General features: G+C 41.3%; 16 protein-coding genes. 11 read left to right on the forward strand and 5 right to left on the reverse strand.

Features of this window, described 5'->3' with window-relative positions; translation table 11 throughout:
• The first annotated feature begins 47 nt into the window (after positions 1-47).
• The 8 genes from SOI82_RS10435 to cbbX all read left to right on the forward strand — a co-directional run bounded on the left by SOI82_RS10435 (position 48) and on the right by cbbX (position 6,764).
• Positions 48-389: a ribulose bisphosphate carboxylase small subunit gene (locus SOI82_RS10435; protein ID WP_320667338.1), complete on the forward strand. Its 342-nt coding sequence runs from the start codon at positions 48-50 to the stop codon at positions 387-389.
• A 102-nt stretch (positions 390-491) separates the two neighbouring features.
• On the forward strand, positions 492-2,858 hold the full coding sequence (locus tag SOI82_RS10440; protein WP_320667339.1) for a CsoS2 family carboxysome shell protein: 2,367 nt from the start codon (positions 492-494) through the stop codon (positions 2,856-2,858).
• A 7-nt stretch (positions 2,859-2,865) separates the two neighbouring features.
• Positions 2,866-4,407, forward strand: a complete 1,542-nt coding sequence (locus SOI82_RS10445) for a carboxysome shell carbonic anhydrase (RefSeq protein WP_320667340.1) — start codon at positions 2,866-2,868, stop codon at positions 4,405-4,407.
• 1 nt (position 4,408) lies between these two features.
• Positions 4,409-4,684: a carboxysome peptide A gene (locus SOI82_RS10450; RefSeq protein WP_320667341.1), complete on the forward strand. Its 276-nt coding sequence runs from the start codon at positions 4,409-4,411 to the stop codon at positions 4,682-4,684.
• Positions 4,684-4,935, forward strand: coding sequence for a carboxysome peptide B (locus SOI82_RS10455; protein WP_320667342.1), 252 nt, complete (start codon positions 4,684-4,686; stop codon positions 4,933-4,935). Before SOI82_RS10450 ends, SOI82_RS10455 begins: the two co-directional genes overlap by 1 nt.
• A gap of 51 nt (positions 4,936-4,986) precedes the next feature.
• Entirely contained in the window at positions 4,987-5,526 is a 540-nt protein-coding gene (locus SOI82_RS10460; RefSeq protein WP_320667343.1) for a BMC domain-containing protein, read from the forward strand.
• Between the two features lie 94 nt (positions 5,527-5,620).
• Positions 5,621-5,872: a 4a-hydroxytetrahydrobiopterin dehydratase gene (locus SOI82_RS10465; protein ID WP_320667344.1), complete on the forward strand. Its 252-nt coding sequence runs from the start codon at positions 5,621-5,623 to the stop codon at positions 5,870-5,872.
• Positions 5,856-6,764 (forward strand): CbbX protein, encoded by a 909-nt coding sequence (cbbX, locus tag SOI82_RS10470; protein ID WP_320667345.1) that lies wholly within the window; start codon positions 5,856-5,858, stop codon positions 6,762-6,764. Before SOI82_RS10465 ends, cbbX begins: the two co-directional genes overlap by 17 nt.
• A gap of 20 nt (positions 6,765-6,784) precedes the next feature.
• Here cbbX and SOI82_RS10475 read toward each other — a convergent pair whose 3' ends face one another.
• The 3 genes from SOI82_RS10475 to gloB all read right to left on the reverse strand — a co-directional run bounded on the left by SOI82_RS10475 (position 6,785) and on the right by gloB (position 8,601).
• Positions 6,785-7,027, reverse strand: a complete 243-nt coding sequence (locus SOI82_RS10475; RefSeq protein WP_320667346.1) for a DUF3136 domain-containing protein — start codon at positions 7,025-7,027, stop codon at positions 6,785-6,787.
• 234 nt (positions 7,028-7,261) lie between these two features.
• On the reverse strand, positions 7,262-7,672 hold the full coding sequence (locus SOI82_RS10480; RefSeq protein WP_320667347.1) for a RidA family protein: 411 nt from the start codon (positions 7,670-7,672) through the stop codon (positions 7,262-7,264).
• 167 nt (positions 7,673-7,839) lie between these two features.
• Complete coding sequence (gloB, locus tag SOI82_RS10485) at positions 7,840-8,601, reverse strand: hydroxyacylglutathione hydrolase (protein ID WP_320667348.1); 762 nt, start codon at positions 8,599-8,601, stop codon at positions 7,840-7,842.
• A 50-nt stretch (positions 8,602-8,651) separates the two neighbouring features.
• On the opposite strand from gloB, the gene hisG reads away from it, so the two are divergent.
• Genes hisG through SOI82_RS10500 form a run of 3 tightly spaced genes read left to right on the forward strand, consistent with a single transcriptional unit; the run spans position 8,652 to position 11,662 of the window.
• Positions 8,652-9,305, forward strand: a complete 654-nt coding sequence (hisG, locus tag SOI82_RS10490) for an ATP phosphoribosyltransferase (protein ID WP_320667349.1) — start codon at positions 8,652-8,654, stop codon at positions 9,303-9,305.
• On the forward strand, positions 9,305-11,101 hold the full coding sequence (locus tag SOI82_RS10495) for an ABC transporter ATP-binding protein (RefSeq protein WP_320667350.1): 1,797 nt from the start codon (positions 9,305-9,307) through the stop codon (positions 11,099-11,101). The genes hisG and SOI82_RS10495 overlap by 1 nt, the downstream gene beginning before the upstream one ends.
• 57 nt (positions 11,102-11,158) lie before the next feature.
• Positions 11,159-11,662, forward strand: coding sequence for a GNAT family N-acetyltransferase (locus SOI82_RS10500; protein ID WP_320667351.1), 504 nt, complete (start codon positions 11,159-11,161; stop codon positions 11,660-11,662).
• 98 nt (positions 11,663-11,760) lie between these two features.
• On the opposite strand, the gene SOI82_RS10505 is transcribed toward SOI82_RS10500, so the two are convergent.
• Both SOI82_RS10505 and SOI82_RS10510 read right to left on the reverse strand, forming a co-directional pair.
• Positions 11,761-12,486 (reverse strand): TIGR04283 family arsenosugar biosynthesis glycosyltransferase, encoded by a 726-nt coding sequence (locus tag SOI82_RS10505; protein ID WP_320667352.1) that lies wholly within the window; start codon positions 12,484-12,486, stop codon positions 11,761-11,763.
• Complete coding sequence (locus SOI82_RS10510) at positions 12,474-13,139, reverse strand: TIGR04282 family arsenosugar biosynthesis glycosyltransferase (protein ID WP_320667353.1); 666 nt, start codon at positions 13,137-13,139, stop codon at positions 12,474-12,476. The genes SOI82_RS10505 and SOI82_RS10510 overlap by 13 nt, the downstream gene beginning before the upstream one ends.
• Positions 13,140-13,245: the final 106 nt, after the last annotated feature.

The following is a 13,245-nucleotide window of genomic DNA, read 5'->3' on the forward strand; positions in this document are numbered from 1 at the left end:
TCGATTAATCGTATCGGCTCTTAAACATTCCTAATCCAAGGTTTACTATGCCCTTCCAGAGCACAGTTGGTGACTATCAAACAGTCGCCACCCTGGAAACATTCGGCTTCCTACCGCCGATGACCCAGGACGAAATTTATGACCAAATTGCCTACATCATTGCTCAGGGTTGGAGCCCTGTAATTGAGCATGTTCACCCTAGTGGTTCTATGCAGACCTACTGGTCTTATTGGAAGTTGCCATTCTTCGGTGAAAAGGATTTGAATATGGTTGTCAGTGAGCTAGAGGCTTGCCATCGTGCATATCCCGATCACCATGTTCGCATGGTTGGTTACGACGCTTATACCCAAAGTCAAGGGACTTGCTTCGTTGTTTTCGAAGGTCGCTAATAGCGATCTGGTTTGTAGCCTCGAAGAATTATTCGAGGCTATTTAATTATCCTTTGGGAAGATTGATTTCTTCTTGATTTACGACGTTCCTATCTGGTAGACATGGCAAAACAATCCAGCCGAGAGCTAGTGCTTGAGCGCCGCAAGGCTCTTAGTCAAAGCGGGAAGAAGGCTGTTGCATTAAACAGCTCTACAGACAATAGAGTCCGTTCAGCTGCGGATTCTCGTGCTACCAGGACTGATGCCCAGGTAATTAAACCCAGAAAAGATAGCGCTGCATCTGTTGGAGTGAGAGCTGGTTCCAGTGAGTCCTTCTCTCTCTCAACTTCTTCTCCTGGTAGAAATATCAAGCGAGTAAGTCAACCAAGTAGAGAATTGGTTTTAGCTCGTAGAGAAGAGTTGTCTCGCCGTGGGAAGACAGCAGATAAAAGTAAAGACCGAACGCGAGTAGATGTTAAAAAGAACCCTGGCCAAGTAAGTACAGAAACTTCAATAAAATACTGCTGTGATGAATGTAAAGAGCGAGACTCTGATTCAACTAGTTCTGTAAATCATTTAACAACTACTAATCGAAATTCAGACTTGACTGCTAGGAATCCTGGGAGACGTCAAACTACAAAACGACGTGCTATACAAAACTCCAGTAGAGCACTTGTGTTAGCTCGCAGGGAAGCACAGTCTAAGCATGGTAAGACTGCTGGCCAGCAACCAACATCTGCAGCCTCTGTAGCTCGCCAGGGTGATCCTGAATTGACTAGCAGAGAGCTTTCACAGAGAGTACGTGAATTGAGAAGTAAAAGTGGTGCTAGTGGCTCTAAACGTTCAGGAGCTAGTCGACCCTGTGGCCCTAATCGAAATGGCTCCAAGCAATTTGCTTCTGCTGAAGATGCGCACTGGAAAGTTGGTGCTAGTGAAACTAATTCTGGACAGGTAGTTACTGGTACTCAAGCAAATAGATCATCTAAGACTACTGGTAATGAGGCGAGCACATGCCGTTCAGTTACTGGTACTCAATATATGGGCTCAGAGGTTTTTGAGACCTTCTGTCAAAATCCACCACCTCTAGGTCAACCTTTGAAGGTGGCAGTGACTAATACAACTCATGGCAATGTAGTGACCGGAAATGAAGTAGGTCGCTCTGAAAAAGTCACTGGAAACGAACCAGGTACATGCAAAGCTTTGACTGGAACAGAATATATTTCCGCTAATCAATCCAATGAATATTGTGGAGGAGTTAAATCTTCTCCTCGTAAAGTTGGCAAAAGTCTTACCTTAGATGGCAAGAAGGTAAGCGGCACTTTGATTGGTCGTGCTGCGAATGTTACAGGTGATGAGGCTGGGTCTCAAAAAGGATTAACTGGGGATCAGTATCTTGGTTCTGACCCACTACCTGAAGGTAGACCTGCTGAAAAGGTTGGTTCTTTTAATACTCTTCGTGGAGCTGGAGTAACTGGTACAAATGTTACGCGTGCTGAATCAGTTACTGGTAATGAAGCTGGTAGTTGTAAGCGAGTAACAGGTGATGAGTATATAGGTTCTCAACAATATCAAGTCTTTTGCGGTGGGAAACCAGCTCCCGAGGCAGCAAAAGTTGGCTTAAGCCTGACTAATAAATCAAAAGCTGTTAGCGGAACTATGACTGGTCGCTCAACTCTTGTTACTGGAGATGAGCCTGGTACTTGTAAGGCTGTAACTGGAACCCCTTACGCTGGTGTAGAACAATCTGACAAATGGTGTGACGCTTCTTCAGTTGAAGCTGTTCTCCAACGTACTCCTAAGAGAGCTGGAACTCCTGGTTCTCTTTTGACAGGCCAACAACCAGGGTTAGGTGGAGTAATGACTGGGACCGAGAAAGGAGCTTGTGAGACTTTGACAGGTACTCCTTATGTTGGTGGCGATCATCTTGTTCAGGCTTGTGGTTCTAACGCTCCATTAGGTAGTCATGGTTATCAAAATGCACCAACCTCAGGCCCAGGACGCCAATTCACTGTTCAGTCACCTGCCAGAGCTGCTCAGGTTCAGAGGGAACAGATTTCTGGGGTAACAGGGACCAGCTATGAAAATGGCTCAAGGATTACAGGTCCATTTGATATGGCTCCCGAGAAAGTCACTGGCACAGAACAGTTTCGTTTTGATAGTAAACCTCGTCAATTCAGCTCTGTCCCTGTTGAAGAAGTAGTAAAAAAAGAAGAAGACTCTCGTATCTCATCTCGTATAACTGGAGAAGGACAATCAGCAGGTTTAAACATTACAGGTGATGATTGGGCCCGTGGCGAACATGTCACTGGTACAGAAGGTGCATCTGCTCACAGACGCAATCCTTCTCGACCTGGACCAATGAGTGCCATGCCTGCTTTTGACAAAAAGCGGAATGAAGAACTGGCTAAACCAGACTTCCTTGTGACTGGATCTAGTGGCAATACTCAAGAAGGCCAGTTGGTGACCTTCTCTGGTGGAGCTAGAGGCTAAGAAACTGATGGCCTATCGCAGCTTGGCCAAAAATGTGGAACGCTTACGTCGGGGCCCTACTGCCCCAAGCAAGCGAAGTATGGCAGTGCAAACCCTAGCCCTAGAGCCAGAGGCCTCTCCGAAATGTACTCCTCTTAGGGACTCTGGATCTCACGCTCTTACAGATGAACTTTCCAACAAGCATCTCCAAGCTTATGAGATTGAGATCAAAGAAAAATTTGATCGAATTGTCCCTTTCTTAAAAAAGTTATCGGAGATTCAACATGAACAGGATTTTGCAAATCGGGCGCAAAAGTTAAGTCGATCAGAATTAGGTTTTAAGCTTCCTGATCATTTTCTTGAAAAGGCCTGGGTCCGTCCTCTTGATATGCGAGCTTTGTTCGCTTGGTGTGTTTTTCAATCTCATCAGCAAACAAGTGATCAGTTTTTTGATACAGACCCTTTGAAAGGTTCAGAATCATCTGATCAAGCTAAAACTTTTGAATCTTTTATTTCTGAATGTGGCTTTCACCTATTAGATATAACTCCTTGTGCTGATGGACGCTTAGCTCACTCTATTGCCTATGCATTAAGAATACCGTTTAGTGCTGTGCGTCGTCGTTCTCATGCAGGAGCTCTTTTTGATGTTGAGAACACTGTTAACCGATGGGTAAAGACAGAACATAATCGTTATCGAGCAGGACTTCCTAACCCTCCAGAAGTTCCAACTCGTTATCTAAAAGTTGTTATCTACCATTTTAGTTCTATAGATCCATCGCATCAAGGTTGTGCTGCTCATGGAAGCAATGATTCTCTCGCTGCAGCAGCCGGCCATGCGAGATTGCTTGATTTTCGTAAGGCCGTTGAAAAAAGCTTTTGTTGTGGCGCCTCAGTAGATCTTCTTTTGATTGGCCTGGATACAGATACAGATGCCATACGTATACATGTTCCTTCTTCTGGAAGTGAAATTCCTCTTGATAAGTGGATTTCAGCACTAGATATATATCAGCAAACAAAATCAATGTCAGCCGATCAGGCTATCCAAGAGATTGCAAGACAAGTGCAGGCTGTTGCTTCTACTGCAGATCCAGGGATGGTTTCTTTTGTTACGCGTTTAATTGCAAACAACATTTCTCAAATCGACTATGTTCGTCAACTTTATGGTGGCTCATACCCTGATGCGGGTCATGCCGAACGCTTTATTGGTGTTGGTATAGGTTTTAAAGAGGTTCACCTTCGTAATCTTACGTATTTTTCCCACCTGGACACTGTTGAAGAAGGTGCCCCTGATTTAGATGTAGGCGTGAAGATTTTTAAGGGACTCAATGTTTCTCGTGATCTCCCTATTCCTGTGGTGATTCGTTTTGACTATTCTGGTGATGTCCCTGGGGCTCGAGAACGTGCAATCGCAGATTGCCGAAGGGTTGATAGTGCAATTGCATCACGTTATCAACGGTTAGTAGCCGATGGACTGCTACATACTTTTCTTACTATTCGAGATAGAGATCAAAAAAAATCAGCCGAAGTTGTAGGGTCATCGCTTGATCCTTCATTTCAGGAGGAACACTGACATGCTTATTTGCAAGGTTCTTAAGCCGCTTGTTTCAACAAATCGGATTCCTGGGTTTGAACACAAACACCTTCAGGTTGTATTAGACGGTAGCTCCAAGAAAGTAGCTGTAGATGCTGTTGGATGCAAGCCTGATGATTGGGTTATTTGTGTGGGAAGCTCTGCAGCTAGAGAGGCAGCTGGTAGCAAGTCTTACCCTAGTGATTTGACAATTGTAGGGATTATTGATCATTGGGATCCAGAAGCCCCGAAAACTTCTCAAGGAGGATCTGGTTAATGGAAATTATGCAAGTTATGGGTCGAATGGTTTGCACGCAAAGAGTTGGAGGCCTAGGGCATATGAATCTTCGGATTCTTAGAAATAATAGTGGGAAAAATCTAGTAGCAGTAGATCCAGTTGGTGCTCGTGAAGGGAATTGGGTCTTTACTGCAAGTGGATCTGCAGCTCGATTTGCATGCCCTGATCCCAGTATTCAAACTGATCTAACGATAGGAGGAATTATTGACTTCTGGCCACCAGATGGATAGTTGCCTTTCCTTTTGATATGACTATCTCTTTTAAATTTATCGATAACTCTTATGACTAATTCTTCAGCTTCACAATCATCTAAGGCTTCTAAACAAACAGTTGATGTGTCTCCTGTTACACCAACAAGGTCTACCTCAAAAAGTTCTGGTAAAGGTACCAAAACTAATAGAAACTCTTCTGTTAAGAAAAGCAGCCCTGTTGTCTCCAAAGGAGGGCCTTCATCTGATTCAAGCAATAGTTCCAATGGACGAGGTGGAGCCTCTAAAACGTCTTCAAGAGATGCCTCTATTTTGAAGAAAGGGATAGCTCTTGGAATGATTGAAACGCGTGGAATGGTTCCTGCTATTGAAGCGGCAGATGCGATGACAAAAGCAGCTGAAGTGAATCTGGTTTCAAGAGAATATGTTGGCGGTGGTTATGTCACTGTGATGGTTCGTGGAGAAACAGGTGCGGTCAATGCTTCTGTTCGTGCAGGAGCCGATGCTTGCGAGCGAGTTGGAGATGGACTAGTAGCGGCTCATATAATTGCTCGCCCTCATATAGAGGTTGAGCCGGCTTTAGTAGCGAGTGGTGCTAAACGTCGCTACTAGTTGATTTCCTCTCTTTAATTGTTTTTCAATCTTTAAGTTGAACAGTTGTTTCTAATTGATCTAGGTTTAACAATTATGAATAACTTTTTTTGTAATGATTAAATGGAAGCAAAGGAATCACCCTATTCGTCTTGAGAGGCGATTTGAGTTTGAAAGCTATGAAGCAACAAGAGACTTCTTGGAGTCCCTTGGAGCACTTAGTGAATCAAAAAAAATCTTCCCAGATATAAGTTTTGGAAGCACTTATGTCAATATCACCCTGCGCCCTGAAAGTGAAGAGCAAGATGCACAAATGACTGATGTTGAATTTAAATTTGCTTCTGAAATAGATGAAATCCTCGATTGATCTCTCTAATGAGTATGTCGAGTCGGGGGTTTCCGAGGTTCTTGATCAGTTAGATCTTGAATTGGTTGGGTTGAAGCCAGTTAAGACTCGTATAAAGGAAATTGCTGCGTTGTTGTTGGTTGAACGAGCCAGGCAGAATTTAGAGCTTGCAACTAAAAAACCAGTTCTTCATATGTCTTTTACTGGTCGACCGGGTACAGGTAAGACCACTGTTGCCAAGAGAATCTCTCAGATATTGCATAGGCTTGGTTATTTGCGGAAAGGACATGTTGTAACTGTGACTAGAGATGATCTTGTTGGTCAATATGTTGGACACACAGCCCCTAAAACAAAAGAAATGATCAAAAGGGCCCAGGGGGGGGTTCTTTTTATTGACGAGGCCTACTACCTCTATAAGCCAGGCAATGAAAGAGATTATGGGGCTGAAGCTATAGAAATTCTTTTGCAGGATATGGAAGGGCAAAGAGATGGATTTTTAGTGATCTTTGCTGGATATAAAGATCAAATGGAAATATTTTATCGCTCTAACCCCGGTCTTTATTCAAGAGTTGCCCATCATATTGATTTCCCTGATTACACCAATGAAGAATTAATGGAAATAGCTGATTTGTTTTTAGTTGAACAAAATTATTCTTTTAGCAAAGAAGCATTAATAACTTTTGAAGATTATATTGAAAGGCGTCGAAATCTTCCTTTCTTTGCAAATGCCAGGTCAATTCGCAATGCTCTTGATCGAATCCGTTTAAGACAAGCAAATCGTCTTTTCTCTAGAAAGGGTGAGAGGTTAAGTAAAGAAGACCTTATGACTATCGAGGCATCAGATATTTTGGCCAGTAGAGTTTTTCAAGGTGAGATAGAGGGGCACGATTTAATGGATACAAACAAAAAATAATCTTCAGATCTTCTAAGGACTTATAAACTAGAACCTCTTTCATCTTTAGGTTGCTCAAGGTCGCGTTTTATCAAAACCATTAGATATGAAGGCGCTTTATATCTCCCTGGAAGACATCTGTTTAAGGTCTCTAGGTGGCTCCAACATACAGTACGCTCTATTTCCTTCGCACTGCGACCTTCTTGCAGAAGTCGCCTTAGTGCCTTGCAATAGAGCGGATAGCCAGCTTCGAGTTCCCCTATGGTCAGCTTCGCCGCAGGCATGATAAGTCTCTGTTAGAGACTTAATTTAGACAATCATCGGGCCACATAGCAAAGTGGCTTTTATGAAAGTGGGTTTTGCTCAATTTTAAAATAAAGAATCGGATTGAAATCCCAAGATTTTTTAGCTTGAACTAACTAGGTTCTTTCAGCGGTTGCAGTAGGTCTACATGATTTTCATCAGGCTTTTTGTTTTTTGACGTCGATTTGTGAAATGAACTTGTGATTTTTGGGACCTCAACCCTCCTTTGTCCCTAAATATGCGATGCAATCAATTTCTATGCGCGCGCCTTTCGGGAGAGCAGCTACTTGAACGCAAGCTCTTGCTGGGCTTGTACCTTCTGTAAAGGCTTCTGCATAAATTGCGTTAACAGCTTCGAAATCATTTAGATCAATTAGATAGATTGTTGTTCTTACCACTTGAGATGGAGTTGAACCAGCGGCACGTAAAACAGCCTTTAAATTGCTCAACACTTGATGAGTTTCAGCCTTGATATCTCCTTCTCCTACAAGGAGACCACTCGAATGGTCTAATGGGATTTGTCCTGAACAGTAAAGCCACCCATTTGCTAAAACTGCTTGGCTATAAGGCCCTACAGGGGCTGGTGCTGAATTTGTGTAGATGGCCTTTGAAGTAAAAGAATTCATGGCGGTTCAAATGAGCTATTGCAAGAAAGATGTTACTTTTAATAGCCTATAACTTAAATGAAGAGAATTTCTCTTGAAGGTTCTATCTTTAGCTTCATTTAAAGACTTTGAGATTGATTTGAAACTAGAAGTAAAATAAAGCTATTTTTAACACCGTTCTTTTTCTATTAGCCTCTCCAGCTATCCTTTTTGAGGCGTAAATTGGCAAATTCTTCTATATTTTTTGCACGAATAAATAGATTTATTTTGCGTTCTTCTTCTAGACTACTTGGAAGACTTAACAACCCTTTACTCCTTCTTTTTTCTACCTCAATTAGTCTGGAATTGATCGACTTATCATTAGGCTTGATTGTTAATGCCCACCGAAGGTTTGACTCTGTGTATTCATGTGCGCAATAAACCTTAGTTTCTTTTGGCAATTCATTAAGGAGTTGAATTGATTTATATAACTGTTCTATCGTTCCTTCAAAAATACGACCGCACCCTGCACTAAAAAGTGTATCTCCACAAAAAAGCAAAGGGTTTGAGGAAACATCTTTTTGCGATTGTATGAAGTAAGCCAAATGAGTGCTGGTATGTCCAGCAACTTCTAAAACCTTTACATGACATCCCATGATAAGTAACTCATCCATATCAACAACTGACTTGGTTTGGAACGGTATTCGTTTTAGATCTGTCTTGGATGCAACAATTTCTGCGTTAGGCCAAGAATTAAGAAGTCCTTCTGTTCCTCCAATATGATCTTCGTGATGATGGGTTTGAAGAATTCCTATTAGGTTTAAGTTTTTCCTATGAAGCCATTCTTCAACTGGCTTTGCCACTGATGGATCGACTACTAAAGCTTCATTCGCTCTAACCAATATCCAAACAATATTGTCTTGCAAAACAGGAAGTCCATGTATTGAGTAGCAGTTTTTTTCGTTGTACATAGCTTTCTAGGGATGGCAGATCGTTAAAGTCCAAGTTGATGAATTAATCCATGATCACAGTTGCGCTAGCTAAGGGAGCTTTGCTCAAGGACTCAGTGTCCAGTTTTGCTAAAGCAGGACTGGACTTTTCGACAGTTTTAGAATCTGGGAATCGTCAATTAATGATTCCTTCTCGTTGCGGTCGTGCTAAAGCATTACTTGTCCGCAATGGAGATGTCCCTGTCTATGTTGCCTATGGTCAGGCTCAGTTGGGAGTAGTGGGCTATGACGTTTTGAGAGAGAAGCAAATGCCAATAGCCCATTTAGTTGATCTTGGTTTTGGTGGCTGCCATATGTCTGTAGCTGTGAAAAAAAACAGTGGTTATAAAAGAGCTGCTGATCTACCTCCTCATTGCAGGGTTGCGAGTAAATTTACACATTGTTCGAGGTCGTATTTTGACGATCTAGATCTTCCTGTTGAACTTGTTCACCTCACTGGCTCGGTAGAACTTGGACCAATCACTGGTATGGCAGAAGCCATTGTTGATTTGGTCGCTTCTGGACGTACTCTTCGTGATAACGGACTTGTAGCAATTGAAGATCTTTTCTATTCAACGGCTCGCTTGGTTGGGAACCCACTTTCCTTGCGGTTAGATCGTGGTGAGCTTCAATCAATTCTTGAAGCAATTCGCTCTCAGCAACAGCTACCCGAGTTTCTAGGCTGATGGGATCAAATGATTTCCAGCGGATAAAACGATTAGGACGTTATCTACGCCAAGATAGGAAGAGGTTATTAATAATCTTTTTAATTCTTGTTCCTGTTGCTGTCGCAGGAGCTATTCAACCCCTTTTAGTAGGACAGGCAATAAGTGTCCTCAGGGGTGAGGCAACACTCTCCTTTCTTAATGACTTACCTCTAAGAGTTGCGATAAGACTTTTGATAGGCATTTTGTTGATTTCGGTTCTCTTTCGTTTGGTTTTACAGGGTTATCAGACATACAACATTCAGGCAGTTGGGCAAAGACTTACAGCTCGAATACGTGACGAATTATTTTCACATGCAATGGATTTGTCATTACGTTTCCACGACAGAATGCCTGTTGGGAAATTGCTAACGCGATTAACTAGTGATGTTGATGCTTTGGCTGAAGTATTTGGGAGTGGGGCGGTTGGTGTCTTGGCTGATGTTGTAAGCCTTTTGGTTATTGCGGTGACAATGCTTCTTATTGACTTTAGGCTTGGCATATTACTCTTATTCACCCAAGTACCAGTCACATATTTTATACTTTGGCTTCAGAAACGTTATCGAAAAGCTAACTACAAAGTAAGAGAAGAATTGTCTCAGTTGAATGCAGATTTTCAGGAGAATCTACAGGGACTAGAAGTAGTCCAGATTTTTCGCAGAGAATTTATTAATGGACAAAAATTTAATAAGACAGGAATGTTTTACCGACAAGCTATAAATGGAACAATCTTTTATGACAGTAGTATTTCTGCTTTCATTGAGTGGGTTTCACTTGCCGCAGTAGCCCTTGTTCTTGCCTTAGGTGGATGGATGGTAACTTCGGGAGCAATGGGGCTAGGAACTTTAACTACTTTCATACTTTATTCCCAAAGATTATTCGACCCACTTAGACAATTAGCAGAAAGATTTACTCAAATTCAAGGAGGTTTAACTGCAGTTGAAAGAATTGGTGAGTTATTAGAAGAGAGAATAGAAATTTTTGATCAAAAGAACCTCTTGTTAAATCCTAATAGTGTAATTAATGAAGAAAGATCTCAATTAGGAGAGGTAATCTTTGATAAGGTTAATTTTTCTTATAGGCCTGATGAGCCAATTATTCAAGATTTAACATTTAGGATTGCACCAGGTGAAAATGTTGCTCTTGTTGGACCCACTGGATCAGGAAAGACTACATTAATCAGATTGCTTTGCAGGTTGTATGAACCTCAAAGTGGTAGGATTTTGATTGATGGTAAGGATCTTAGGCGGATACCTATCTCCTATCTTCGCAAGCAAGTAGGTGTAGTACTTCAGGATACATTTTTATTTAGTGGCAATGTTGCAGATAACCTTCGTTTAGATAAAGATATAGATGATGATCGCTTGATAGAGATATGCAAAGATCTTGGATTAGAAACTTTATTAAATAAGCTGCCAAGAGGTTTGAATACCGAACTAAGAGAACGTGGTGGAAATCTGTCCTCAGGCGAACGTCAGCTTTTATCTGTTGTAAGAGTCGCTATTCGTAACCCAAGAGTTTTAATCATGGATGAAGCAACTGCATTTATGGATCCTTCAACAGAAGCTACTTTGCAGCGAGATTTAGATCGATTGCTTAAGAAAAGAACTGCCTTGGTGATTGCTCATAGGCTTGCAACTGTTGAATCGGCAGATCGAATTCTAGTTTTGAGAAGGGGAAGATTGATAGAAGAAGGAACCCATGAAGGGCTTAGGAAGCTTGGAGGTCTTTATTCACAATTAGCAGAATTACAAGAACAGGGTTTGGCTAAACTTTAAAGAAGGACCACACTGAATTATTATTTAGAAAGAGTTGGGACAGATGGTCGCACTGCATTGATTGGCTCATATTCTCTAACAACGGAGGAGCTTCAAGAGGCTTATGGGGATGGGGCCTGCAATTGCCCATCCCCTAATGAGCAGATGGCTCTTGTTTTTAGTCAAGCAAGGCCTTTTGATTTGGTTGAACTTGAACAGTTGTTGCGCTCTGTTGGATGGAGCCAAAGACCAATGCGAAAAGTTCAAATTGCACTTGATAATAGCTTGCTGAAAGTAGGACTCTGGAGACATGATCAAAGCTTCCCAAGATTAATTGGCTTTGCCAGGTGCACAGGAGATGGAGTTCTTGAAGCTACTGTATGGGATGTTGCAGTGCACCCTATTTATCAGGGGTTTGGATTAGGGAAACTACTTATGGATTATGTAAATAGATCTCTTAGGGATATTGGAATCAGAAGGATTACACTCTTTGCAGACCCTGGTGTAGTTGCTTTTTATAAGAGTCAAGGTTGGCTCCTTGAGCCAAAAGGACATCGATGTGCATTTTGGTATGCCAATTAATTCTTTATAGAGGAATGTTGTTAGTAGGGAACTCTTCTTTTACTGCTGATAGAAGTTGACAATCTATATGTTCAGTTTGAATCTAGCTTTATTAGAAATTATTGACGAACTTTAGTGTTCTTTTTGTAGTATTCACATGCAAGCTTTTTAGAACTTTCTCCTCTCCTCCATCGACGTCTAAGTTTTGCATTCTCAAAGGCTTTAACTATAAAATTATTTTTATCCCAACGACGACTATCGCAATATAGTGGGAGTCCTATTCGTTTGATTTTGATCTTTTTTGTTATACGCTCTATGAACTCAAGATCTTCCATTAAAGAAAGTGGTTTATATCCACCCATTTCTTTATATAATGATCTTTTTATTAATAATCCTTGATCACCATATGGTTTCTTTAGGAAATTACTTCTAATAGATACAGCTATTTCTAGTAGTTTCAATTCTACCTTTTCACTTTGGACTTTAAAATCAAAGAACCATGCTATGTCTTTTGAAGATCTACGATTTATTATTTTGGACAAGGCTTCTGGCCAAGTCCCTGGTATTCGACAGTCAGCATGTAGAAATAAAATCCACTCGCCACTAGTATTGGTTGCACCGTAATGAAGCTGGAGACCTCGATTTGCTTCTAAAATTTGTATTAATTTAGCGCCTCCTAGTTTTGCAACCAGCTCTGTTAAGTCTGAACTGCAGGCATCACAAATACAAATTTCAAGTGGATGTGGCCAAAGGTTTAGATCAGCAAGTAATAGAGGAAGATTACTTGCTTCATTAAAACTAGGAATAACAATGCTTAGTGTCTGTGACGTACTTAGCCTTGCCATGGAGAAAGATCGTTTAGGTGGTCAACATCATTTTGTTCACGTAATAATGCATATCTAATATCTTTTTCTTTGGCTTTTGAAATGGTTTGTCTGAGGACTTGATTTGTCCCCCATGCTATTGAATCGAAAGGCCAGCTAACTAAAGGATTAACTAATTGTTCTGAAAGCCCTAGTAACCAATACCCTCCATCTAAAGCTGGCCCTAGAACCATTTCATTGCTTTCTAATTCTTTTATAGCTTTGATTAGATCAAGTTGGCAAAGGGTTGGCAGGTCAGTTCCTATCAGGAGAGTCGTTCGATTAATACTATTTTTTGTAGTTAGTTTTTTATGTGATTGCAATATTTGCCTTTTCATGCGTAGTCCAAGGTCTCCTTCACCTTGATGGAACACATTTTTTAAGCCTTGATTTAATCCCCATTTTTGCCCTTCCTTTGAGGAGATACCAGAAATGGCAAGATGGACTTCGACTAGCCATCTTTTTGCAAGGGATTGGGCTACAGCAATCGTGTGTTTTGTCAATTCACCTTGTATACGGGCCGCATTTTTCGGGCCAATATTCGCAGCAAGTCTGGTTTTGCAATGGCCTTCTACAGCCAATTTTGTCATCAGGATGAGAATAGGTCTTTTGTTGGAAGCAGTTTCCAATGTCATTTTTGGACTTAATTTTTTGTTTGATTTGAAGCTTGTTAAAGGGGGGAACTGAATATGGTTCCTTTTTGGGAGATTGATAGTTTTGACACGAGCTCGGAATGTCTTA

The sequence above is a fragment of the Prochlorococcus sp. MIT 1307 genome (assembly GCF_034092395.1).
Classification (GTDB): Bacteria; Cyanobacteriota; Cyanobacteriia; order PCC-6307; family Cyanobiaceae; genus AG-363-K07.